Raw genomic sequence first — 23,919 nt, 5'->3', positions numbered from 1 at the left:
GAGCGATCAGCGGGGCTTTTCCGCGACGAACACCAGTGACCATGGCCCGATGATGGCGTGCTGGGGGTCGTGGAGGTGATACATGGCCGGCCGGAAGCCGATTTCGGCCAATTTGACGAACATCTGCAAACCGGGAATTGTCCAAACCAGCACGCCTTCGTCGGGCCGAACTGGGTCACCGTGGAATATTTTCTCTTTCAGATACGTGACATGCCCGCCCGCCGCGAAGGCCCGTACGTCGTCGAGTGCTTCGCCCACATGATAAGGTAAAGTGAAGATGTGCCTCCCACCCGGTTTCAGCACTCGAAAAACCTCCCGGTGAGCGGCATAGGGGTCGGGAATATGCTCAAAGACATCGCTGGACATGACAATGTCGAAGGCGCTGGATGGCAGGGATAAATGCTGAAGGTCCTCATGGCGCACGGCACCGACATGAGGGCCGCTGGGAATATCCGGGCCGAAATATTCCGAACAGACGTAACCGGGCAGGCGGCTCAGGAGATCATGCACGGCGCGCCGGGACTCTGTATTATACACGGTGAAGAGTTCCGGAAAATCAAGGGGCCCGCTTTCGCTTTGCCCTGTCAGGGCGCGAAAGACCTTCATCATCTGGCGCTGGCGGCAGAATGAGCCACACGCCGTACAGAACCCCGACTCCCGCTGATCATCCTCACGGAAACCGACAATATCCCCACGCGTCCCGCATACATTGCATATGGCGTTCAGGCGCCCGTCGATTGTTTCGTGATACCCGCTGTCGCGTGGCGAAAAGGGGAAAACCTGCTGGCCCGCCAAGCTGGCGCGCGGGATCTCCATATTCGGCATCTTCACTCACAGTTCCTATTGAGGAAAAGCTGCTGGGCACGGGCGCTTCTTCCTGTAACCAGCGGCGTCTGAAGCCGGGGGGCTATGGCGCCACCTGCCTGACAAATATGCTACGGCAAGGCCGGATGAGTGGAAAGACGGATGGTTGAGATAGGCCTCATCGCCACCATTACGAGGTGGTTATTCCCGATCTTAACGCGAATGTTCGGCTACAGGCGCTGAAGCGCCCAGCAGCACCCCCACCATGGCGCAGGCGGCCGGCATAGGCAGCAGGCCCAGGCGGGTATGGCGCAGGGCGATGAAGGCCGCTACCGCCAGCACGGCGGCGGGGATGTCCAGCCCGGTCGCCTCAGGCAGGCTGGGGAGGACATGGACGGCGGGCCGAAGGGGCTGGATGGTGCGGGCCCGCTGACTAAGCCCCGCGCCGCTGGCGTCAAGGGCGGGGCTTCAGAACACGCCCTTGCCGTCGGGGTCGCTGGCCGGCACCGGCTGGCTGACGGACCAGTGCTCCACCACCTTGTCGTCCAGCACACGGAAGATGTCGACCACCGCTGTGCCCTGGGCGTCCGGGCCGGGGATGGCGTGCACATGCAGCACGACCAGATTCCCCTGGGCGATGCTGCGAACCACCTCCACCTTGGCGTCGGGATGATGCTGGAAGAAGGTGGCGTAGGCGTCCTGCAGGGCGCGGCGTCCATCGGCCAGGCCGGGAGTATGCTCCCGGCAGTCCAGGGCGACGTAGCGGTCGGCGGCGGACAGGTCGTGCCTGTTGAAGAAGGCGTCGTAGAAGGCCAGAACCGTCTGGCGGTTGGCCTCGCCTTCCGCCGCGCTGTCGGGGATGCGGGTGCTGGTGGCGCCGGCCGCCTGGTTGGCCGGGGGTGGGGCGGCCTGGGACGACGCCAGGCCGGAACCGGCCAGCGCGACGCCCAGGGCCAGGGCACGGAGTGTCAGGCGCATCTCTTCCTCATCGGGGACTGGGCGACGGGGGAAGGCGGGCGGGCAGGGCGAATACCCCATCACGCCCCCATCCCCGCGTCGCCCCTTTACCTGCACGGGCATTGTGGCGACTCTGGGGTGGTGGCGTGGAAGGGTTGGGGCCATGACGCTTATACGGATGGATACTCCGGTCCCGGGCGCGCCATGACAGCATCGTATAAAATATTTGACATACAATATCCCATCATCGACCCTGGGGGAAATGATGGGCAGCAGGGGGCGATGATGAACCGTACCGCGGTGGCGCTGGTATTCACTCTGGCGGCGGTGTCCCCCGCCACTTCTCCCGCCGGGGCCAAGCCCGGCATCCCGATCGCCAAGCCCGCCGGCGGCGTGGACGCCGTCATCGCCGACTATGAGGCGCTGGCCCGTCAGACGGACGGTACCGACGGGCCCGGCTGGCCGGACGTCAGCAAGGCCGCCGCCGACCGCCGCGCCCAAGGCTATGCCGCGTTGAAGGCCCGCCTGGACGGGCTGCCGCCCTCGGCTCCCGATGGCGAGGAGGCGTTGACCCGCCGCCTGCTGGACTGGCGTCTGGGCGTGCTGGTGGAAGCTGCCAGGTTCGATGAGGACCGCATCCCCTTCGACAATGGCGACGGCTTCTTCAACACCGCCAACTACGCTGCCGCCACCACCGTCATCCGGACGGAAGCGGACGCCCAGGCCTGGATCGCGCGCCTCAGGGCCTTGCCCGTCTATTATGACCAGCAGATCGCCAACATGCGGCGTGGGCTGGAAACCGGCTTTGTCCAGCCGCGCCCCACCGCCACCTCCGTCCTCAACATCCTCAAGATCGCGGCCGACCAGCCGGCGGAGGCCAGCCCCCTGCTGGGGCCGCTGAAGGTCCTGCCCGCCACCATCCCGGCCGATCGCCAAGCGGCCCTGCGCGCCGACGCCCTGGCGGCGGTGACCCAGGCGGTGAAGCCGGCGCAGGCGAAGCTGGTGGCCTTCTTCGAGCAGGACTACGTTCCCCATGCGCGCGACACGCTGGGCGCCAGCAGCCTGCCGGGCGGGCGGGAGTACTACGCCTACGCCGTGCGCCGCTCCACCACCACCGACCTGACGCCCGACGCCGTGTTCGCGCTGGGGGAGCGTGAGGTGGCGCGCATCCGGGGGGAGATGGAGGCCGCGATGCGGGCCACCGGCTTCACCGGCACATTGCCTGAGTTCATCGCCAAGCTGCGCACGGACAAGCAATTTTACGCCCCGGACTTGGCGACCTACGTGGAAAAGGCCAGCGAGATTGGCAAGCGCATCGATGGCCTGCTGCCCCTATGGTTCGGCAAGCTGCCGCGCCTGACCTGGACCATCCGGCAAAAGCCGCCGGAGCAGGAGGGCTCGTCCAGCGGCTATGACCTGGGCGACCCGGTGAAGGGCGTGCCCGGTCGCGTGGTGGTGGGGTCCAAATCCTTCGGCGACCCGCTGTTCGGCCTGCCGTCCTGGATCCTGCATGAGGGCGTGCCCGGCCACCACCTGCAGATCGCCCTGGGCCAGGAACGCACGGACCTGCCGGCCTTCCGCCGCAAGGACGAACCCACCGCCTTCATCGAGGGCTGGGCGCTGTATTCCGAGCAATTGGGCGAGGACATGGGCGTCTATCGCACGGACTACGAACGTTTCGGTCGGCTGTCCTTCGACATGTGGCGCGCCTGCCGCCTGATGATGGACGTGGGCATCCATTGGAAGGGGTGGAGTGCGGAGCAGGCCGCCAGCTGCCTGCGCGACAACACGGCCCTGCCGGAACGCGTGGTGCTGGGGGAGACGCAGCGCTACATCGCCTGGCCGGCCCAGGCCCTGGCCTACAAGGTGGGCGAGCTGAAGTTCCTGGCGGAGCGGCGGCGGGCGGAGCAGGCGCTGGGCGCCCGCTTCGACATCCGCGCCTTCCATGACGCCGTGCTGGACGACGGCCCCATGCCCATGGACATCCTGCACGATCAGATGGGGCGCTGGCTGGCCCGGCAGGGGGCCAAGCCCTGACCCGCCGCCTGGCGGCTTGGGGGACAGTCTAGGCTTTCCGGCCAGCCCGCAGGGCGTTATACGCGAAGCCGGCGGCCAGGGCGGCGGCCATCACCGCCTGGGCCGCCACGGTTTGCGCCGTGGGGAACAGGCCCACAATCTCCACACTGGGCACATGGGCCAGGGGGATGACGTCCAGCCAGCCGGCCTCCTGCAGGGCCTTCACGCCCTTGCCGGCCAGCACCACGGCCAGCACGGCCATCAGGCCGGAACTCCAGGCGAAGAAGGCGCCGATGGGCAGGCGGCGGCTGTAGCGCAGCAGTCCCCAGGCGATGCCGGACAGCAGCAGCACGGCCGCCCCGGCGCCGGCCAGCACCGCCATGTGCGCCCCCTCCGCCCACAGCGCCATGTAGAACAGGATGGTCTCGAACACCTCGCGATAGACCACGACGAAGGTCAGCAGGAACAGGAACCAGGCCGACTGCCGCGACAGGGCGTGGGACAGCTTCTCCTTGATGTACAGCTGCCAGGCGCCGGCCTGGGACTTGCCGTGCATCCACACGCCCACCGACAGCAGCACCACGGCGGCGAACACCGAGCCCAGGCCCTCCGTCAGTTCCCGGCTGGCGCCGCTGATGGACACCAGGTAGGTCGCTGCGGCCCACGTCGCCAGGCCGGCCGCCAGGGCGGTGGTCCAGCCCAGGTGGACATGGCGTAGCACGTCCGCGCGCCCGGCCTTGCGCAGGAAGGCGATCATCGCCACCACGATCAGCAAGGCTTCCAGCCCTTCGCGTAGCAGGATGGTGAAGGCGCCGACGAAGGTGGAAGCGTCGCTGGCGGCGGCTGGGGACAGCGCATGCTCCGCCTCGGTCAGCAGGCCGGTGATGGCTTGGGCCTGGGCGCGCACCTCGTCTGCCGGCCGGCCCTGGCCGATGACGCCGCGGAAGGCGCCCATGGCGCTTTCCACGCGGGTCATCAGGCCGCCGTCGCGCGCCTTCAGGATGGGCTCCACCGGCTCGAACCCGTCGAGGTAGGCGGCCAGGGCCAGGTCGCCCGCCGCCTTGGCGTCGCCGGCCTCATAGGCCTTCACGGCCAAGCCCAGCTTGGCGCGCGCGATGGCCAGGCTGTCGTTGGCCTTGGGCATGACCGCGTCGGGATGGGCGCGCAGGTAGGCCAGCAGCGCCTGGGCGTCGTGGGCGCCCACCTTCTCTTCCAAAGCGGCCTGCGAGGTCTGGGTGAGGGCCTCCAGATTGGGAAACAGGGCGTGCAGGTCCGGCCGCGCGCGCCACAGCGCCTCGCCCGCCTGGATGTCGCCGGGCGTGAAGGCGAAGCCGCCGGCGATGAAGGCCAGGGCCCAGCGGTCGTCGGCCGGCAGGTGGGCGAAGCTGACCATGGGCGTGCCGTCCAGCCCCTGCTCGATCACCTGTTCCAGGGCGAAGACGCTGCGCTGCCGTGCGCGCTCCGCGTCGCTGAAGGCCACGGGCCTGGGGTCCAGCGTGACGCCCACCGGGCCGTCACCATGGCCCTTGGCGCCGTGGCAGGCGGCGCAATTCTCCGCGTAAAGGGCCCGGCCCCGCGCCAGGTCCGGCGGGGTGGTCGGCGCCAGCGGCACGGGGTAGGCAGCCAGCAGATCCCGGCCCAGGGCGCGGGCCAGGCCCGCCACCTCGACCGGGGACGCCTTGGCGGCGATGGCGGCCTTCAGCGCGTCGGCCTGGGCCTGCAACTGGGGCAGGACGGGGGTGGGCGGCAGCTCGGCCATCCGCTCCCGCGCGCTGGCCGCGAACTCCGCCTGCTCGGCATATTCGCTCTCGCTGGTCACCCGGCCGTCGGCCACGGCGCCGGCATAATCCACCGCCACATAGTCCAGCAGCCGCCAGATGGTTTGTGCTGGGGCCGGTTCCGCCGCCTGGGCAGGCAGTGCGGTAGCCAGGCCCAGCAGCATGAAGGCGACGGCGAGGAGGTGATGCGCTCTGACCATGATGCGGCCCGGCTGAGAAGTGCGAGTCATTCTCAGTAACTCCGTCGCCGGCCTCTTTGCAAGCATGGGCCGGCGCGTGTCTGCTTTGCGGGCGCGGCGTGACCGGATGCATCGTAGATGCAGCAATGGCAAGGAATTTACTGCAAAGGGTCCAATTTATGAAGATAATACTCAGTTATCTTTTTCTGATTCTGCTGAATTTTTATGGATTGAAGCAATCTGATAACGCCCATCGACGGCTTTGTACCTGATAACTTCGCTTGGCGCCAAGCATCCGGCCAATCTTTCACACAGGCGTTCTAAGTTATTGTCAGATTTATCTTCAAGTATTGAAGATATTCTGTGTCCAGATGAGGTTAATATATATACATGTAACATTAGATTCTGGTCATTCATATTTATTAGGTTTTTGTAGGCTAAATTACTGGGGGGTGGGCCTGCATAAGGGGTGCCAATCGCTGAATTTCCAAAAGGAATAAACAACAATCTCCCTGTTTCGCTAGGTTGTTCGGTAAATCTTACCGAATGACCCGTAGGTCCCGGATTTGACAAGAGGCCGGCTGAGGCTAGATCTTCAATTTCAGAGAGTGGAAGATCTCCAGAAAAATCTTTAATGATAAATTTATCAATCCGATATTGGCAGATGCGCTCGAAGAGAGAAGCAGTTTTCCCATCAATTTCGTCTAAGATTCGCAATTCTTTTGCTGCGAATGTGCCGGGTTTGCGAATTTCCTGGGCTAAGATACGGCCCCATTTTTCGCGAATTTGGTCTTCTGTGGAGTCTTCTGCATATCGTTCTATGCGGTCTAAGAATGCTGAGCTGAGACTCTCGCCACCCTCAAGCGCTTCTTCAGCAGTTGGCGGCAAACGTTTGAGGTCATCCAAGGACGCTTCGACGAGAGTGGCCATTTTCTCATGGCGTCTGAAGACGGAATGAAGATGTTTCTCAACAACAGCTGCGGCGAAATCTGGATCAGATTTTATTTTCTCAATCAAAGTACTTGTTATAATTTTCGTTAATTGCACCCTATTAGCGGCCTCTGCGCGAAGCTCCGCCGTTTTGGCCTCGATAGGTGCGCTGATTCTGTCAAATGCGCTGCCAAGGAGTCGATCAACCGCTGCTAGAGTTCTGAGTTTGGCCGCAGCTTTAATTCCAGATGGAGTGATTTCGGCGGAAATAGTAAGCTCTTTGTCTAGATGGTCCTTTTCCAACTTCGCCCTCCCAACCGATTAGCTTCCCGTGGCCAAATTGCCCGTTTGGCGATTATCTGGAAAGATTTTACATCTTATAGTAGTCTTTGGCAAGGGCAGGTTATATTCAGTGCATCTAAGCAAGACTCGGATTTAAAACAAGAAACGCTCGTCAAGCAATTGAATCGCTTAACGAGCGTTCTATCAATGGCGACCCCAGCTGGATTCGAACCAGCGACCTACCGCTTAGAAGGCGGTTGCTCTATCCAACTGAGCTATGGGGCCCGGAGGCGGCCCCGGGCCCGAGGGCCGGGGCGCCCGATATCAGGAAAGGATCAGAAGCGGCCGACGCGGGGACGGTCGGTGCGGAAGTTGTCGGCGTAGTTCTTCGGCCGGACGATGCGGTCGTTGTGGGTGATGACCTCGTAGGCCCACCCCTTGCGGGTCGCGTAGGCGATGGCCTCTTCGGCGCTGTCGAACGTCAGCTTCACCTGGTTCAGGGTGTCGCCCGAGCTGGTCCAGCCCATCAGCGGCTCCGGCCGGCGGGCGGTGGCCAGTTCATATTCCAGGATCCACGCATGGGTCTTGGCCCGGCCGGACTGCATGGCCGTCTTGGCCGGCTGATAGATACGAACCTGCATCTCTGGAACGTCCCCGGTTGAACGAAACACCTGTTGCCTGCCGTCGCCATGCCAGCGCCGGTCCGGGCGATGGTCGGGGCGCCCGGATTCGAACCGGGGGCCTACGGTTCCCAAAACCGTCGCGCTACCAGACTGCGCTACGCCCCGAAACCATCGCGAGCTAGGGTTTACGCGGTTCGCGGGGCCATGGTCAATCAGGAAAGCGGCCCGGCGCGCGGCAACCCTGGCCCGCCCCGCGTCTCAGTTCATCAGCTGAAATCCTCGCCGCCCAACGCACGAAAGAGTGGTGCGGCGCCCGGCAAAAAGCGCCGCGGCGGCGGCTGGGGTCGGCCCCCAGGCCCGGGGCCATGGCCTTGTCTGGGGCCCGGCGGGGCGCAGGCGGCGCCAATTTCGGGCCGACAACCAGGAAATCCCGACCGCCCTGGGCTGCTTCACCCGGCAATTTTGACCGGGCGGCGGGAAATTCCGACCGCCCCAATTGTTCGCATTCCTGCGGCTGTTGGCCGTCCGGGACCGGAAAACCTCTTTATTTACAGATGCGTAAATATCGCTGCGGGCGGTTGGCACGGTTTCTGCGGTTAGCCGGCCGAACCTAACCGTCCATCAGAGGAGGTTGATGGCGTCCATACCAGCGTAGCGCCCCCGGGCAACCCCGGACCAATCCGTCCAGCCATCCCGGCAGGAACGGGTTGCCGCCCGGAGACGGGGACTTAGGCCCCCCCGGCAGCGGGCGGGTGGCGCTCTTCGATGGCATGGGACCAGCAGCTTGCTCTCGCCAGAAGGATCAGACCGGCCCAAACGGCCGCCCTCCGGCAGCTCAAAAGGAGATAGATGATGTCCTCTCAAGTCGCCCTCTCTTCGGCAATGCGTTCCAACCTGCTGTTGCTGCAGAACACCAACAGCTCGATCGACAAGCTCCAGTCGCAACTGTCCACGGGCAACAAGGTCAACAGCGCGCTGGACGGCCCCACGGCCTTCTTCGCGGCGCAGGGGCTGAACCAGCGTGCCAGCGACCTGTCCACCCTGAAGGACGCGATGGGCCAGGCCATCAGCACCATCAAGGCGGGCAACCAGGGCATCACCTCCATCCAAAAGCTGATCGACCAGGCCAAGGGCCTGACGACCTCGGCCTATTCCAACCTGGGCAACGACCCCAGCGCGATCGCCACCCGCAAGTCGCTGGCCGCCCAGTTCAATGACATCAAGGACCAGATCGACAAGCTGGCCGCCGACAGCGGCTACGGCGGGAAGAACCTGCTGGCCGGCAGCGGCCAGACCTTCGACGCCACCTCCTCGTCGCGATCCACGGTGAACTCCATCACCGGCCTGTCCAACAGCCGCGTGACCAACGTCACCACCTCGGACACCTATTCCATCCGCGTGGCCGGCACGGGCGACATCTCCGGCAACGCCGGCGACATCGCCTCGGCGGAAGACGCCCGCGGCCTGTTCGGCCTGAAGGTGTCCGGCAAGCTCAGCAGCACGGCCGGCAACTTCTCCGACGTGTCGATCGAAATCCGTGGCGCCGTGGGACAGACCCGCACGGCCGTGGTCACCGAAGGCGGCGAGTCCCGGTCCATCACCTTCTTCGACAACACCCAGAGCGCCACCAACAGCCTGGTGAGCGCCGGTACCTCGGGCACGCAACAGATTTCGCAGGTGAACATCACCGGCAACATTGATGAAGGTGATACCTTCAACGTCACCATCAATGGCCGGACGTTCAGCTACACCGCCTCGGCCGGTGACGTGTCCAATCCGTCGCCGACGACGCGCCAGGCCACCATCGCCACCAACCTGCAGAATCTGATCACCAACTCCATCTCCATCCCGGGCAGCTCGATCTCAGGCTTCACCGTCAGTTCCTCGACGCCCGGCACCTTCCAGATCACCGCGGCCAGCAGCTATGGCACGTCCAACAGCTTCACGTTGGGCAGCTCGACCGTCAACGCCCTGACCAAGGACATCTCCGTGTCCTTCTCCTCGGGCTCGGTCGTGTCCTTCACCGTCGACCGTTCCACGTTGGAAGGATTGGGCACGGCGGGCAACGGTACCTCCACCGTCGAGAAGGATGTGGATCTGTCCGTCACGGCCACCGACCTGAACGGCGTGTCCATCACCCGGTCGGGCGCCAATGATCGTGGCAGCGGCAAGCTGACGGATGGCGAAAACGCCATGTCCTTCACCACCGGCACGGTGCGCATCAACGTCGACTCGACGAAGATCATGCAGGCGGCCTCGGCCAACCGGTCCGCCAACATGACGACGTCGCAGCAGACGCCGGCCAACACCCAGAACGACCTGTCGGTGCAGTTCAACGAGACCAACACCAACTCGCTGAGCGTCAAATCCACCAACGTCACCACCGACGGCCAGGGCTTGCGCCTCGACTACGCCCAGAACGATTTCCTGGACCGGTCGGACATCGATGCCGCGGTGGCCCAGCTGACCTACGCCACCACCCAGCTGCGGTCTGCCGGCCAGACGCTCAGCACCAACCTGAACGTCATCCAGACCCGGTCCGACTTCACCGACGCCTTCAACAACGTCCTGTCGGACGGCGCTGACAGCCTGGTGCAGGTCGACCAGAACCAGGCCGGCGCGGAGTTGCTGACCCTGCAGACCCGCCAGTCGCTGGGTGTCACCACCCTGTCGCTGGCGAACCAGAGCCAGCAGGCCATCCTGAAGCTGTTCTAATCGGCGACGGCGGGGGCGGGCGGCGGCGTGGCAAAAGGCCACCCGATACCCCTCCCGCCGCCCCGGTCCCGGACAGCGGCGGGCACAAGGAAAAGGGCGGTCCCCAGCGGGCCGCCCTTTTTCATTTTGCGCTCAAACCTGAGGAATCGCTTGGGTCATTCCACTCCCAAAACGACCAGGCGCGCCGGCTTCTTGAAATTCATGGTGATCATCAGGGTGGCCCGTCCCTTGATGACGTACAGGGCCTTGTCGGCCACAACGGGCAGCGGAACGTTGCGGGACATGCAATAGCCCACCAGGGCCGCCTGCAGCTCTTGTTCCGGAATGGTGACGTCGTTGGCGGCACCGTTCAGGGTCACGGACAGGCGGGCGCTGACGCCGCGGTTGATCGTGTATTCCAGGCTGGTGACATCCCCGTCGGGGAAGGCATCGTTCAGCTTGCGCCGCCGTTCGGTGATGGCGCTGACCACCTCGCGGTCGGTGAAGACGATGCAGCGTAGTTCCTTCATGCGCTCGCGTTCCGGCAGGCTGGGACGCGGGAACTCTACGCCAGGTCTCCGCGCCGCGGCCAGTTGCAAATATCCCAGGCCCATCGCGTTCCGCCATTCGGAAGGATAGGCCCGGGCTGGGCTGCGGCAAATTGGCCGATCACCGCGATGGCGGGAATTTTTTTCAAGACCGCCCGCCGGGTTTGAACGGCCGCGCCGTGTAACCCGGTCCGTATGGGCCGCGATCCCCGCCCGCAACCCGGCCGCCCACACCTTGGCCCAGTTCCGTCCTTTCCCGCCGGTCCACCGGCCAAATGTCCTTTAATTCGTCTGAACAGGCAGGATTTTTCAGCAAATGAAGCGCCTTCTCGCGCCGGTGGCCGCCGCGCCCCTGTGCCTCGCCGCCCTGACCGACCTTCACGCGGCGACCACGATCTCCGATACCCGGTCCAGCGGGGTGGCGACGTCCACAACGGGTGATCTCACCATCACCGGCACGGTCAGCCCCTCCAGCGGGACGGCGGTGACGCTGGACAGCAGCAACACCGTCAGCAGTTCCGGCACCATCTCCATCACCGGCGGCGACGACACGACGGGCATCCTGGTGAAGGCGGGGAACACCGGCAGCGTCTCGGTCAGCGGCACCCTGACGCTAACCGACAGCAGCGTCAGCTCCACCATCCCGCTGACCTCGGCCGAGCGGCGCTATGGCATCTGGGTCTCGGGCGACGGTGTGTTCACCGGCGCCATCAACACCTCGGCCACCATCACGGTCCGTGGCAACGACAGCGCCGGCATCCTGGTCGCGTCCCAGATGGATGGCGATTTGACGATGAGCGGCACCGTTTCCGTGACCGGCAACAATTCCTACGGCATCCGGACCACGGCCACGACCGGCAACATCGCCATTTCCGGCACGGTCAGCGCGCTGGGCACGGGCTCGGTCGGTGTGGCGTTGGATGGTGTCACGCAAGGCGAGGTGAGCGTCTCGGGCAGCATCACGTCCACCGGCTACCTCTCGACCACGCGTCCCACGACCACGGCCGGCTTTGCGGCGCTGACCGCCAATGACGAGCTGCAGGGCGGCGCCGCCTTCCGGATCGCCTCGACCTCGACGGGTGGCCTGAACCTGGAATCGACCTCCTCCATCACCTCCTACGGGTCGGCCCCGGCGGTGGTGATCGGCAGCGCCAACAGCGAGGTCGAACTGGGGGTGGTCCCGGGCGATACCCATGGCCTGCTGCTGGCCGGCGGCATCGTCGCCAACGGCGTCTATGACGGGTTCAGCACGACCGGCGTCCAGATCGGCGGTTTGGGCGGAACGGTGCTGGTGGATGGTGGCATCAACCTGACGGGTACCGTGACCACCGTGTCCTACAAGGCGGACTCCACCGGCCTGTCGGTCGGGTCGGGCGCCACCATTCCCGACAACATCACGGTGTCGGGCACCATCAGCACCACGGTTTCCTCGCAGTCCTCGAAGGCGACCGCCATTTCCATTGCCAGCGGCGCCAACGTCAACGGCCTGATTATCAGCGGCACCGTCGCGGCCTATGCCACCGGCTTTGCCGGCGCCACCACCGCCGTGGGCAGCAACGCCGTGGCCATTTACGACGGGTCCGGCACCGTCACGCAGATCACCAACAGCGGCACCATCTCGGCCACCGTCACGCTATCCACGGACAACACCGGCATCACCGGCACGGCCACGGCGCTGGACCTGCGGGCCAACACCGTCGGCGTCACCATCACCAGCAGCGGCACCATCACCGGCGACATCCTGCTGGGCTCGGGCGATGCAACCGTCGACCTGACGGGGGGCAAGGTCACGGGCGCCTTGTCCTTCGGCAGCGGCACCAACACGCTGACCATCGACGGCGGCGCCGTCTATACCGGCGCCCTGACCAGCGACGGCACCCTGGCCGCCGCGGTGACCAACGGCAAGCTGCGCGACAGCAGCACCAGCACCATCACCATGCGGTCGCTGACCGTGGGATCCAGCGGCGAGATCGACTTCACCGCCGATCCGGTCAACAACACCAACACCCTGTTCAACGTCTCCGGCGCCGCCTCGCTGGCGTCGGGCACCAAAATCGGCCTGATCTTCAAGAGCAAGGTCACCGACAGCAACAGCTTCACCGTCATCAAGGCCAGCAGCCTGAGCGTGGGCAGCACCGACCAGTCGCTGCTGGGTGATGTGTCCTACTGGTACAAGGCCAACATCGCCGCCGACACCACCGCCGGCACCGTAACGGTGAACGTGGCGCGCCGGACGGCGGCCGAGGCGGGCATCACCGTGGGTGCCGGCGCGTTCAACGCTGTCTACGGCGCCTTCGACAAGGATACGCAGATCGGCCAGGCCTTCTTCAACGCCACCAGCGCCAGCACCTTCGGCAGTCTCTATGAGAAGATGCTGCCGGATTACAACGGCGGCCCCTTCCAGTTGCTGAACCGCGGCATGATGGCGCTGGCCCGTACCGAATCCGACCCCACCGTGGCCATGAAGGATGAGAGGCGCGGCGCCTGGGTGCAGGAGCTGGGCTTCGCCGTGTCGCAGAACCGCGGTGAGGGCCCGGGCTACAACGGCAACGGCGTGGCGCTGATGGGCGGCTACGAGAAATCCATGGAGAATGTCGGCATCGTCGGCCTGTCCTCCTCCTACATGATCACCGCCGTCAACGATCCCGACGCTTCCAACGGCAACCAGGTGAAGGGCGAGGTCTTCACCGGCGGCGCCTACTGGCGCGACCGGTATGGTGGGCTGATGGCGAGCGCCAGCCTGAACGCCGGTTATATCCGGTTCTCCAGCAAGCGCGTCTTCACCGGCACGGACGATGAGGGCGCCGCGTTCGAGCGCGACGCCAACGCCCACTGGTCGGGCTATTTGGGCGACGCCCATTTCGGCCTAGGGTATGAGCAGTCGCTGGGCTTCATGTTCGTGCGGCCCACCGCCTCGCTGGACTATTTCGTGCTGTCCGATGGCGCCCACCAGGAAAGCGGCGGCAGCGACGGCTTCAACCTGAAGATCGACGAGCGCACCGGTCAGCAGGGCAATGCCGAGGCGGCCTTGACCTTCGGGACCCAGCTGGGCGGCGATTTCCAGTGGAAGCCCGCCCTGACCGTGGGGTGGAAGCAGGTGTTCGGCGATGGCCCGGGCGACACCACCGCCAGCTTCGCCGGCGGGTCCAGCTTCACCCTGATGCCACAGTCCGTGGTCGGCGGCGGCCCCATCGCCCGCATCACGGTGCAGGGCGGCAACCGCTACTCCGACATCGCGTTGGAGCTGGGCGGCGAAGACCGTCGCGGCTTCATTGGCTATGACGCCCGCTTCGTGAGCAAGTTCCGGTTCTGATCCGGGCGCTTCGCGGGCACCTGGCAAGGCGGTCCCCATCCAGGGGGCCGCCTTTTTCGTCATGGCGAAAGGGCAGGCCAAGGTCAGGGGGACCTGGGGGGAACCTACGCCACGCCCACACCCAGGAAACGTTGGTGCAGCGCATCCCAGGAGCGGTGGCCCAGGTCGGCCAGGGCCCGCAGTTGCCCGCCCACGTCCGCCCCGCCGTCAGCCCCGACATCCGGCTGGGCCAGGCTGTCGCCCAGCAGGCGCGCCTGGCGGGCCAGCAGCACCAGGCCGCAGCTATCGGCCATTACGGCCAGGTCGCGCGTGGCTTCGCGCAGCGCCTCGGTGGCGTTGGCGGCCCCCAGCTCGAGGACGGCATCCAGCCGGCCGCGGCCGCGGCTGACGATGCCGTCGACCAAGGCGCGGAAATCCGTCGGCGGCACCGTCCGTTCCAGTCGCGCCAGCACCCGGGGTTCCAGCAGCAGGGTGGTCGCGTCCGGTTCCGCCACCGGCTGAGGCGCGCGCTCCGCCAGCCAGCGGTCCACCGTTTCCAGGAAGCGCTCGGACTTGAACGGCTTGGACACATAGTCGTCCATGCCGGCGGCCAGGTATTCCTCACGCATGCCGGCCATGGCGTTGGCGGTCATGGCGATGATGGGCATCTGCGGCACGCGGACGTCCACGGCGCGGATGCGGCGGGTGGCTTCGATGCCGTCCATGACGGGCATCTGCACGTCCATCAGCACCAGGTCGAACCGGGTCTGCAGGCAGGCGCGCACGGCCTGCGCCCCATCCTCGGCGATCTGCACGTGGTATCCTGCCTTTTCCAGCAGGACCGAGGCGATGGTCTGGTTGGTGATGTTGTCCTCCACCACCAGGATGCGGGGCTTGTTGCCGCCTGTCGGGGTGACGGCGGCGGGGCGGGGCGGGGCGGTCTCCGCCAGTTCGACGCGCAGGCCGCAGGCCTTGGCCAGCGCCTCCAGCAGCTGGGGGCGGCGGATGGGCTTGGGCACCACGGCATCGAACAGGCTTTCGCGGGCGCCGTCGCCCGCCGCCGGCGCCTCCAGCGAGCTGGCCAGCAGCAGGCGCACGCCGGCCAGGCGCGGTTCCGCCCGGATCCAGGCGGCCAGGCCAGGCCCGTCCAGTTCGGGCATGTGGTGGTCGATCAGGATGACATCCGGCAGGGCGGCCTGGCCGCCATCCGTACACGCGCCGTCCAGGGTTCCGTCAATCACCGCCATGGTTCGCAGCAGATGGTTGCGGGCCTGAATCCCGCCCGAGGCTTCATCCACCGTCATGCCGCAGGTCATCAGGTGATGCACCAGGATCAGGCGGTTGACGGGGGTGTCGTCCACCACCAGGGCGCGGCGGCCGCGCAGGCGGTCGCCCAGGGGCTGGACGGTGCGGCTGGGCGCCACCGCCCGTTCCAGCGGGATGTCGAACCAGAAGGTGGAACCCTCGCCGGGCGTGCTCTCCACCCCGATGCTGCCCCCCATCAGTTCCACCAGCTGGCGGCTGATGGCCAGACCTAGGCCGGTGCCGCCGAAGCGGCGGGTGATGGAACTGTCGGCCTGCTCGAACATCTGGAACAGCCTGCCCGCCTTCGCCGGGTCGATGCCGATGCCGGTGTCCTGCACGGTGACGCGCAGGCGCCGCGTCTGTTCCGGCAGGGCGGGTCCATCGCCCAGCAGCTTGATGTCCACCGACACGGCCCCCTTGGCCGTGAACTTGATGGCGTTGCCCACCAGGTTCAGCAGCACCTGGCGCACGCGGGTCGGGTCGCCCCACCACATGCCCATGGCGCCCTCGTGCACCAGGGCGCCGATCTCCAGCCCCTTGTCGCGGGCCTTTGGACCCAGGATGGACAGGACACCGTCCACCAGCTCATCCAGGTTGAACTGGATGCGTTCCAGGCTGACCTTGCCCGCCTCCAGCTTCGAGATGTCCAGAATGTCGTTGATGACCCCCAGCAGGGCGTCGGCGTTGTCGCGGATGATTTCGGCATATCCGCGCTGCTGGGTGGTCAGCGGCGTATCCAGCAGTATCTGCGCCATGCCGGTGACGCCGTTCATGGGGGTGCGGATTTCGTGGCTCATGTTGGCCAGGAAGTCCGACTTGGCGGCGTTGGCCCGCTCCGCTACCTGCCGGGCCTCTTCCGCCGTGCGCCGGGCGCGGTCCAGGTCGCCGGTCAGGGCCAGCAGACGCTCGCGCTGGGCGTTCAACTGGCCGTTCATCAGGTGGACGCGGCGATACAGGCTGACCATTTCCGCCAGCAGCAACAGCAGAACGACGCTGGAGGCGATGGCGCCATCGGCGCGGGCCAGGAACCAGCCCAGGGTGAAGCGCGCCAGGCCCAGGCCGTTCAGCAGCGTGTCCATCGCCAGGGCGACGGTGGAGATCAACAGCCCCAGATGGCCCACCGTGCGGACCTTGGTCACCGTCGCCAGGATGGCCGGCGTGCAGAAGTTGATCAGCAGCATGGCCACGTAGATGACCTTGACCGCCATGTCGTTGTTGTAGGTGTTGACCAGGGTGACGCGCGGCAGCCAGCGGTCTATGGAAAACAGGACGGCGGCCAGGGTTAGGCCGGCCGCCAGTACGGCGCCCACCCCCACGCCCAGCGCGAGCATCTTGCGCACGTCGCCCGCCACCGGCGGCGGGGCCTGGCGCTGCCGCTGAGCAAAGCCCAGCACCGCCAGCGGGAAGGCCATGTGCCAGGCCGTGTACAGCCACAGCGCCGACTGCGACAGCGTGCCGTCCGGGTCCAGGGGCGCGAAGGCGCCGGGCAGGGCCGCCACCTGCAGCACGGCCATGACGCCGGAATAGGCATAGCCGCCCACCAGCCACAGCAGCGCGCGGTGGCCCGACAGCAGGAACTGGCTGGCGATCAGGAAGGACGTCAGCAGGTCGGTGACCAGGATGATGACGGCGTAGGCGGGCAGCAGGCCGGGGATGTTGCCCACGGGCGTCTTCGCCCCCATGGCGCCGATCAGGAACAGGGCCAGCATGGCCAGGCCGACCAGGAAGGCCGCCGCGTGCTGCGATGGTGTGGTGGGGGCCGCGAACAGGGTGGCGGCCTGCGCCAAGTCACGGGGGCGTGGGGATGACGATCCCAATTCGCCACCAGCCCCCTGAACAGCGCCAGTCATACCCGTCTTCCCCCATGGGGGATCCGCCGGTTCCACCCAAAAACCGGATCGGCCCCCACTGCCAAATGGTCGGCGACCAAGCAGTCGCCGTCAATTGGACAATACTGGAAACGGGAAACGATTGCTGGACTTTTAGCTAAGTTGTTGGGTGTTTGTGGCCATGCAGCGGATACAGGTCCAGGGGGTCGGTGACCACATCCGCGATTGTGGACAGCCCATCCGCCGTCGCTGCACGGTAGAAGCAGGACCGGCGGCCGGTGTGGCAGGCCACCCCCGCCTGGTCGACCAGCAGCAGCAGGGTGTCGCCGTCGCAATCCACCCGCAGTTCCCGCAGGTATTGCAGCTGGCCCGAGGTGTCGCCCTTGCGCCAGAAGGATTGGCGCGAGCGCGACCAGTAACAGACCCGCCCGGTGGCCAGGGTTTCCGCCACGGATTGGGCGTTCATCCACGCCATCATCAGCACCTCGCCCGTGTCATGCTGCTGGGCGATGGCCGGTACCAGGCCGTTGGCGTCGAAGCGGATGGCGGCCAGCGTCGCGTCAACGGTGGCCGGGGGCAGGGGATATGACACGACGGTGCTCACGCGGCGGCTCCCTTCATGCGGGCGAGGCCCCGTTCCAGGTCGCGGATCAGGTCGTCGGCGTCCTCCAGGCCCGCATGCAGGCGGATCAGGGTGCCGGTGCCGGTCCAAGGCGTGGCCGTGCGGATCTTGCGCGGGTCGGTGGGCAGGATCAGGGATTCGAACCCGCCCCAGCTGAAGCCGATGCCGAAGTGGGACATGCCGTCGACCAGGGCGGCGATGGCGGCGCGCGGCTGCTTCTTCAGTTCCACCGTGAACAGCCCGCTGGACCCGGTGAAGTCGCGCTTCCAGATGTCGTGGCCGGGGCAGTCGGCGAAGGCCGGGTGCAGGACGCGCTGCACCTCGTCCCGCCCTTTCAGCCAGCGGGCGATGGCCAGCGCCGTCTCCTGGTGGCGGGCCATGCGGGCGGCCAGGGTGCGCATGCCGCGCATGGCCAGATACAGGTCGTCGCCGCCCACGTTCTGGCCCAGCTGCAGGGCGGTATCCTTCACCCGCTGCCAGGCCTCGCGCGTGCCGACGATGACGCCCACGGTGGCGTCGGCATGGCCCACGAAATACTTGGTGGCGGCGTGAATCACCACGTCGGCGCCCAGGTCCAGCGGCTTGCTGCAAATGCCGGCCGACCACGTGCTGTCCACCAGCACGGCCACCCCCTTGTCATGGGCCGCCCGGGATATTGCGGGGATGTCCTGCACCTCGAAGGTCAGGGACCCGGGGGATTCCAGCAGGATGGCCGTGGTCTCCGGCCGCAGCTTGTGCCGGATGTCGGCGCCGATCAGCGGGTCGACATACTCCACGGTCACGCCCAGGCGCGTCAGCACCTTGTCGCAGAAATCGCGCGACGGGCCGTAGACCGTGTCGGCCACCAACAGATGACCGCCGGCCTTGGCATAGGCCAGCAGGGCGGTGGTGACGGCGGCCAGGCCGGAGCTGGCCACCACCGCGCGGTGCCCACCCTCCAGCGCCGCCACCGCGTCCTCGAACGCCAGGCTGCTGGGCGTGGAGCGACGGCCGTACCGCGGGGCGCGATGCTCGGGATCGTGCCCCTCCAGCTCATCCAGACAGGAGAACAGGATGGTGGACGCGCGATAGGGCGGCACGTTGACCACGCCGTAATTGTCCAGCGGATTGCGGCCGGCGTGGACCAGCAGGGTGGCGGGGTTTTGAGCGTCGCCTGAGTTTTTTGTGTCGTTGGACATGGGGCGCCAAGTCATAAACGGAAATAGGCGGGCATCTTGGCACTGCCCCCGGCCCCAGGGAAGCGGCCCCTCCGCCGCGTCCCGTCATGTCTCCGTTGCGTTACAGCCCGTACAGGTAATCCACCGTCAGGTGGGCCAGGGTGCGGGCGCCCACGATCAGGCCGGACTCGTCCACGAAAAACTTGGGCGAGTGGTTGGACGCCGCCTTGGACAGGTCCGTCTCCGGCGGGGTGATGCCGACGAACAGGTACACGCCCGGCACCTGCTGTTCATAGAAGGAGAAGTCCTCCGACGGGGTGACCTTGTCGATCAGCTTCACATGGTCCTTGCCCGCCACCCGCTGCAGGGTGGGGACGATCTTGGCCGTCAGTTCCGGGTTGTTGATGGTGACGGGATAGCCCTTGATGATGTCCACGTCGGCGGTGGCGCCGGCGGACTCGGCGATGCCGGCCACGGTGCGGCGCAGGCGCTTGTCGATGTCGGCGCGCATGCCCTCGTCGAAGGTGCGGATGGTGCCGTTCAGGGTCACCGTGTCGGGGATGATGTTGTTGCGGTTGCCGCCATGGATGCTGCCCACGCTGAGGATGGACGGCTCCTTGATCACCTCCATCTGCCGGCTTTCGATGGTCTGCAGGCCCAGAACGATCTGCGAGGCGGTGACGATGGGGTCGACGCCGGTCCAGGGCAGGGCGCCATGGCTTTGCCGTCCATGCACGGTGATGACGAACTCATCCGCGGCCGCCATGAAGGGGCCGGGGCGGTAGCCCACGTCGCCGGCATGCAGGGTGGAGATGACGTGCACGCCGAAGACGGCGTCGGGCTTGGGGTTCTCGAAGGCGCCTTCCTTCAGCATCTGCTCGGCACCGCCGACCTCGCCCTTGGCCAGCCCCTCCTCCGCGGGCTGGAAGATGAACTTCACCGTGCCGGGCAGTTGGTCCTTCATGCCGGCCAGCGCCTCGGCCACGCCCATCAGCATGGCGACATGGGTGTCGTGGCCACAAGCGTGCATCACGCCCACCTCATGCCCCTCATATTGCGTCTTCACCTTGGAGGCGAAGGGAAGGTCCACCTGTTCCGTCACCGGCAGGGCGTCCATGTCGGCGCGCAGGGCCACCACGGGTCCGGGCTTGCCGCCCTTCAGCACGGCCACCACGCCGGTCTTGGCGACACCGGTGCGCACCTCCAGCCCCAGGCTCTTCAGGTGCTTGGCCACCAGGGCGGCCGTGCGCGTCTCCTGGTTGCCCAACTCGGGATGCTCATGGATGTCGCGGCGCCAGGCGATGATCTTGGGCTGTTCCACCGCCGCGCGGGTATCCACCGTGGCCTGCGCCGTTTCACGATCGCCGGCCCAGGCCGCCGTTCCCGAGGCCAGCAGGGCGCTCACGCCCGCACCTAAGGCCCCCGCATGCAAGGCCAAGGTCCAGCCGAAATGCCGCTTGCCCATCTGTCACCGCCCCTTGTTGTTTGCCGCCATCGCCTTGGATTGGCTTGGCCTTCTGGGAAAGGGTACCTATCCACTCCATTCCGGCCAGCCTGTCGCACTCACACGGCGGCGCATGGCAGATATGCATTCGCGGGCGCAGGCTATCCCCTTAGATAACCCATGTGGGTGGCCCTCTGATATGTCCTCTCCCATTTGTGTGGGCCAATCTATGGCCTCGGCGTCACGCCCTTACCCTCCGCGCTGTTGAATCAGCCATAAGCGGAAGAGTAGTGTTAACTCAAAATTCACGGTCTCAAATAATGGTGGGGCAATGTCCATGAGGGGCGGAGTGACGCTCGGACGTTCGCGCCACTGTTTTCTTAGAGGATAAGACTGATGATTTTTGCAGCTCGCGCCCGGATTTACGCTTTCTTCACCATTTTTGCCCTTGCTGGGGCCGGTAGTGCCATGGCGGCGGGTGTCGGTGGCGCTTCGTCCAGCCCCTGTGGGCCGGCCCCCGTCCTATCCCTGAAGCACCTCGATGCGCCGCCGGCTGCTATCGACGGCGACGCTTTCGTCGCCCATGTCAAACGCTACGCCGCCAAGGCCAAGGCCCGTGGTGCCTGCTTGGCTCAGGTCGCCGCCAATAGCGGCACCACCAGCCCGGCCATGGCTCCCGCCCCGTCCGGCGACTGAACCCAAGACCCATCCCGCACGTTCCATCTGAAGGCGGCCGGCAAACCGGCCGCCTTTGACGTGCTTTGGGCATGGCAGGGTCGCAAAAACCGCAGGCGAGGAGATCAGAAGTATAATTCGCTTTTCTGGCAATGCTTTCTGGGCAAAATCGTCGCCTGTGATAGCGTTATCACATCGAGGCTCGATGGTTGACGGCGCAACTGGCCGGCAGTAAGTTTGCCGCAGCGCACAATGAAAATGTGCGTATGCGAAATCGCTATTTCGCCAATCAATCCGCGGGGGAGGGCGCGACCGTCAAGGGCACCACCTTTCGCCATCGGAGATGATTATGGCTACCGTTTCCCGCGTTTTCGCCGCCCTGGTCCTGGGTGGCCTGGTTACCGCCGCCCTTCCCGCCTCCGCCCAGTCCCTGGGTGTCGAGCGCGCCTGCGGCAAGGCTCCCGTGGCCCCGGTGAACCACCTGTCCGCCACCGCCTCCGCCGCCGAGGTCAGCGCCGCCACGGCCGAGGTTCGTGCCTATGGCAAGGCTACCCAGGCCCGCCTGGCTTGCCTGGACAATCTGAGCGCCCGCAGCGTCATCGCCTGGACGCCCGACGGCCGCGCCGCCATCGCCAACAGCTATGACCGCGCCATCCATGACCTGAAGGCCGTGGCCCGCGACTTCGCCACCCTGCCGGCCGAGCAGGTGGCCGACACCGCCCGCTGATCAGGTCCACCAGCGTCTCTCCGGTGCCGGGGCGGGACGGCGGGGTTTGCCCCGTCCCCGCCTCACGCCGGGGCCCCTTACCCCGGTGAGGGGGTATCCTGGGATGGCGCCGCCGGCGGCTGGGTGGCCACCGGCTCCACACCGGCCGGCACGGCGGCTTCCTCTGGTGTCTTGTCCTGATGCCGGGCCGGTGGAATCATCTCTTCCGCCCGCGCATGCAGGTCCGCCAGATCCTGGCTCAGTTGTTCCAGCGCGAAGGACAGGGTGTAGATCTGTCCCGTCACGCCGCGCGGCAACTCCCGCAGCACGCCCTCCGCCCGCAAGGTCTGCACCATGTCCAGATAGGCGTGGGTCGCGGCCTGCACCGGCTCGACGGGCGGTATCTGCCCTTGCCCGTGCAGCGCCGAAGGCGCACGCATGGCCATGGCTGCATGGCGCAGGAACAGGACGCCCTGACGGCGCACCTCCGCCTGCGGACCTTCCAGCCGCTGGGCAGCGGCCACGCCCGAGGGCGCGCGGCTGCTGGTGGCGCGGCCCACCATCACCAGGTCATGGCGCACGCGTGTCAGGGTGCGCACCAGGGGGGCTGGGTCGCGCTGATCGCCCAGCCAGGTGCGGCGTTCCCGCTGCGCCTCTTCCGCTGCCGTATCCAGGGGGCGCAGCGCCGCCCACAGCTGGGCGTGGCGCTTGGACAGTCCCTGGCGCACATCGTCGGCCAAGTCCGGGTCCAGCAGCACGTCCAGCATGTCGGCGCACAGGTCGGCCACTCGCGCGGCGGTGGTCAGCACCACGCCATGGGCGCGGGCGGGAAATACGAACAGGGCCACGGCCAGGCCGATGACGTTGCCGATGACGATCTCGAACACTCGGTCCAGCGCCAGCATGAAGGACGATTGCGTTCCCCCGCCGGAGGTCAGCAGCACGATGACGGCGGTGACCGGCGCCAGCTTGCACACGGGATAGCGGGCGGCCAGCCACGCCAGGGGCGCCAGCGCCACGGCCAGGGTCAGGCACAGGTGCAATAGCGTGTCGTGCAGGCCGAAGGTGGCGACCAGGGCACCCCACGCGGCCCCGGACAGGGTACCGGCGAACCGGTCCAGCGCCGCCTTCAATGAGCCGCCGATGCTGGCCTGCATGACCATGATGGCGGTGATGACGGCCCAGTAGCCCTGGGGCAGGTTGAACAGGCGGGCCATGGCCAGCGCCGCCGTGCCGGCGACGGTGACGCGGAAGGCCAGTCGCACCTCAGGCGCACGCAAAGCCGCCAGCAGGCTCATGGGCTGCCAGCCGTGGGACGGAAGGCCATGGGCCGGCGGGACGGGTCACCGGCTTGCGACGGCGCGCCGTCGGGTGTGGCCGGGGCATGGGGCGGGGCGGGGGGGGCCGGCCGCGCCAGCGGAATGTGGGGCGCGGCACCCAGGGGCAGGACGCCCGCGCGCCGCGGATCGTCGACGAACTTGCGTTCCTGGCGCAGACGGCGGAACCCGGCGCGCTGGTAGAGGGGCAAGGCCGCGGGGTGGTCGAAGCTGCAGGTGTTGATGGTCAAGCGTCGGACGCGCGGGCGTTCCCATACCCGGCGCACCGCCCAGTCCAACAGCCAGCTCCCCAGGCCCCGGCCGATGGCCCAGGGCATCAGGCCCAGATAGTCGATGGCGACCGTGCCATCGGCCGGCAACAGGCGCCAATCCAGTTCCACAAAGCCGGCGGGCATGCCGTCGACATGGATCACATGCACCTCCACCTGCGGGTCGGCCAGCATCCGGGCCAGTTCACCCTGGTCCATGCGCCGCCGGATTTCCCACAGCCATGGCTCGCCGATCGTGTCGTAGAGGAAGCGATAATAGGCCAGGGTGCAGTGCCGGGCCAAGACCGGACCGTGCACCCCTTCCGGCATGGGCCGGGCCGTCCCCTCTGGCCGCTTGGCCATTTCCATGAAGGTGATCAGCACCGGCAGCTTGCCGGCCGGCACCTCGCCCGTCGTCACCATGGTCGTCATCGCCCCGGTTCCCCTGCCTGGTTGCGGGGCGGCTCCTGTGCAGGAGTGCGCGCAGAACTGC

Annotated in this window: 18 protein-coding genes and 2 tRNA genes; 5 read left to right on the top strand and 15 right to left on the bottom strand. The window is 66.6% G+C overall.

Features of this window, described 5'->3' with window-relative positions:
* Positions 1-6: 6 nt before the first annotated feature.
* The 3 genes from Y958_RS19340 to Y958_RS19335 form a co-directional block, all read right to left on the bottom strand.
* On the bottom strand, positions 7-825 hold the full coding sequence (locus Y958_RS19340) for a class I SAM-dependent methyltransferase (protein ID WP_088873563.1): 819 nt from the start codon (positions 823-825) through the stop codon (positions 7-9).
* A 192-nt stretch (positions 826-1,017) separates the two neighbouring features.
* Positions 1,018-1,146, bottom strand: coding sequence for a hypothetical protein (locus tag Y958_RS32845; RefSeq protein ID WP_276328586.1), 129 nt, complete (start codon positions 1,144-1,146; stop codon positions 1,018-1,020).
* A 126-nt stretch (positions 1,147-1,272) separates the two neighbouring features.
* Positions 1,273-1,782 (bottom strand): nuclear transport factor 2 family protein, encoded by a 510-nt coding sequence (locus tag Y958_RS19335; RefSeq protein ID WP_088873562.1) that lies wholly within the window; start codon positions 1,780-1,782, stop codon positions 1,273-1,275.
* 261 nt (positions 1,783-2,043) lie between these two features.
* On the opposite strand from Y958_RS19335, the gene Y958_RS19330 reads away from it, so the two are divergent.
* Positions 2,044-3,798 (top strand): DUF885 domain-containing protein, encoded by a 1,755-nt coding sequence (locus Y958_RS19330; protein WP_186291351.1) that lies wholly within the window; start codon positions 2,044-2,046, stop codon positions 3,796-3,798.
* Between the two features lie 28 nt (positions 3,799-3,826).
* Here the strand turns inward: Y958_RS19330 and Y958_RS19325 are convergent, their stop codons facing one another.
* The 5 genes from Y958_RS19325 to Y958_RS19305 form a co-directional block, all read right to left on the bottom strand.
* Entirely contained in the window at positions 3,827-5,785 is a 1,959-nt protein-coding gene (locus Y958_RS19325; protein ID WP_244909464.1) for an FTR1 family protein, read from the bottom strand.
* A gap of 141 nt (positions 5,786-5,926) precedes the next feature.
* A complete protein-coding gene (locus Y958_RS19320; RefSeq protein WP_145727670.1) occupies positions 5,927-6,967 on the bottom strand; it encodes a DUF2806 domain-containing protein in 1,041 nt (346 codons plus the stop codon).
* Positions 6,968-7,154: 187 nt separating this feature from the next.
* Positions 7,155-7,231, bottom strand: a tRNA-Arg gene (locus tag Y958_RS19315).
* 50 nt (positions 7,232-7,281) lie between these two features.
* Positions 7,282-7,587, bottom strand: coding sequence for an ETC complex I subunit (locus Y958_RS19310; protein ID WP_088873558.1), 306 nt, complete (start codon positions 7,585-7,587; stop codon positions 7,282-7,284).
* Positions 7,588-7,657: 70 nt separating this feature from the next.
* Positions 7,658-7,734, bottom strand: a tRNA-Pro gene (locus Y958_RS19305).
* Between the two features lie 687 nt (positions 7,735-8,421).
* Between Y958_RS19305 and Y958_RS19300 the strand changes: the two genes are divergently transcribed.
* The gene (locus Y958_RS19300; protein WP_088874096.1) at positions 8,422-10,284 is read left to right on the top strand and encodes a flagellin N-terminal helical domain-containing protein; all 1,863 of its coding nucleotides are present in this window, start codon (positions 8,422-8,424) and stop codon (positions 10,282-10,284) included.
* Positions 10,285-10,439: 155 nt separating this feature from the next.
* Here Y958_RS19300 and Y958_RS19295 read toward each other — a convergent pair whose 3' ends face one another.
* Positions 10,440-10,793, bottom strand: a complete 354-nt coding sequence (locus tag Y958_RS19295; RefSeq protein WP_050897849.1) for a hypothetical protein — start codon at positions 10,791-10,793, stop codon at positions 10,440-10,442.
* 334 nt (positions 10,794-11,127) lie between these two features.
* On the opposite strand from Y958_RS19295, the gene Y958_RS19290 reads away from it, so the two are divergent.
* Positions 11,128-14,124, top strand: coding sequence for an autotransporter outer membrane beta-barrel domain-containing protein (locus Y958_RS19290; RefSeq protein ID WP_088873556.1), 2,997 nt, complete (start codon positions 11,128-11,130; stop codon positions 14,122-14,124).
* A 104-nt stretch (positions 14,125-14,228) separates the two neighbouring features.
* On the opposite strand, the gene Y958_RS19285 is transcribed toward Y958_RS19290, so the two are convergent.
* The 4 genes from Y958_RS19285 to Y958_RS19270 all read right to left on the bottom strand — a co-directional run bounded on the left by Y958_RS19285 (position 14,229) and on the right by Y958_RS19270 (position 20,481).
* Positions 14,229-17,258, bottom strand: a complete 3,030-nt coding sequence (locus Y958_RS19285; RefSeq protein ID WP_088873555.1) for a response regulator — start codon at positions 17,256-17,258, stop codon at positions 14,229-14,231.
* A gap of 136 nt (positions 17,259-17,394) precedes the next feature.
* The gene (gene hisI, locus Y958_RS19280) at positions 17,395-17,817 is read right to left on the bottom strand and encodes a phosphoribosyl-AMP cyclohydrolase (RefSeq protein WP_004273134.1); all 423 of its coding nucleotides are present in this window, start codon (positions 17,815-17,817) and stop codon (positions 17,395-17,397) included.
* A 20-nt stretch (positions 17,818-17,837) separates the two neighbouring features.
* On the bottom strand, positions 17,838-19,037 hold the full coding sequence (gene metC, locus Y958_RS19275; RefSeq protein WP_186291350.1) for a cystathionine beta-lyase: 1,200 nt from the start codon (positions 19,035-19,037) through the stop codon (positions 17,838-17,840).
* A gap of 100 nt (positions 19,038-19,137) precedes the next feature.
* Positions 19,138-20,481, bottom strand: a complete 1,344-nt coding sequence (locus Y958_RS19270; protein ID WP_088873554.1) for an amidohydrolase — start codon at positions 20,479-20,481, stop codon at positions 19,138-19,140.
* Between the two features lie 375 nt (positions 20,482-20,856).
* Here Y958_RS19270 and Y958_RS19265 point away from each other — a divergent pair, with 375 nt between their 5' ends.
* Both Y958_RS19265 and Y958_RS19260 read left to right on the top strand, forming a co-directional pair.
* Positions 20,857-21,156 (top strand): hypothetical protein, encoded by a 300-nt coding sequence (locus tag Y958_RS19265; RefSeq protein ID WP_088873553.1) that lies wholly within the window; start codon positions 20,857-20,859, stop codon positions 21,154-21,156.
* Positions 21,157-21,484: 328 nt separating this feature from the next.
* Entirely contained in the window at positions 21,485-21,862 is a 378-nt protein-coding gene (locus Y958_RS19260) for a hypothetical protein (protein ID WP_040847035.1), read from the top strand.
* 77 nt (positions 21,863-21,939) lie between these two features.
* Here Y958_RS19260 and Y958_RS19255 read toward each other — a convergent pair whose 3' ends face one another.
* Together Y958_RS19255 and Y958_RS19250 are read right to left on the bottom strand one after the other, a co-directional pair.
* A complete protein-coding gene (locus Y958_RS19255) occupies positions 21,940-23,139 on the bottom strand; it encodes an FUSC family protein (protein WP_088873552.1) in 1,200 nt (399 codons plus the stop codon).
* Entirely contained in the window at positions 23,136-23,858 is a 723-nt protein-coding gene (locus Y958_RS19250) for a GNAT family N-acetyltransferase (RefSeq protein ID WP_244909463.1), read from the bottom strand. Before Y958_RS19250 ends, Y958_RS19255 begins: the two co-directional genes overlap by 4 nt.
* Positions 23,859-23,919: the final 61 nt, after the last annotated feature.

It is taken from the genome of Nitrospirillum viridazoti CBAmc, from assembly GCF_000730165.1.
GTDB lineage: Bacteria > Pseudomonadota > Alphaproteobacteria > Azospirillales > Azospirillaceae > Nitrospirillum > Nitrospirillum viridazoti.
This window is presented reverse-complemented; position numbering and strand designations above follow the sequence as displayed.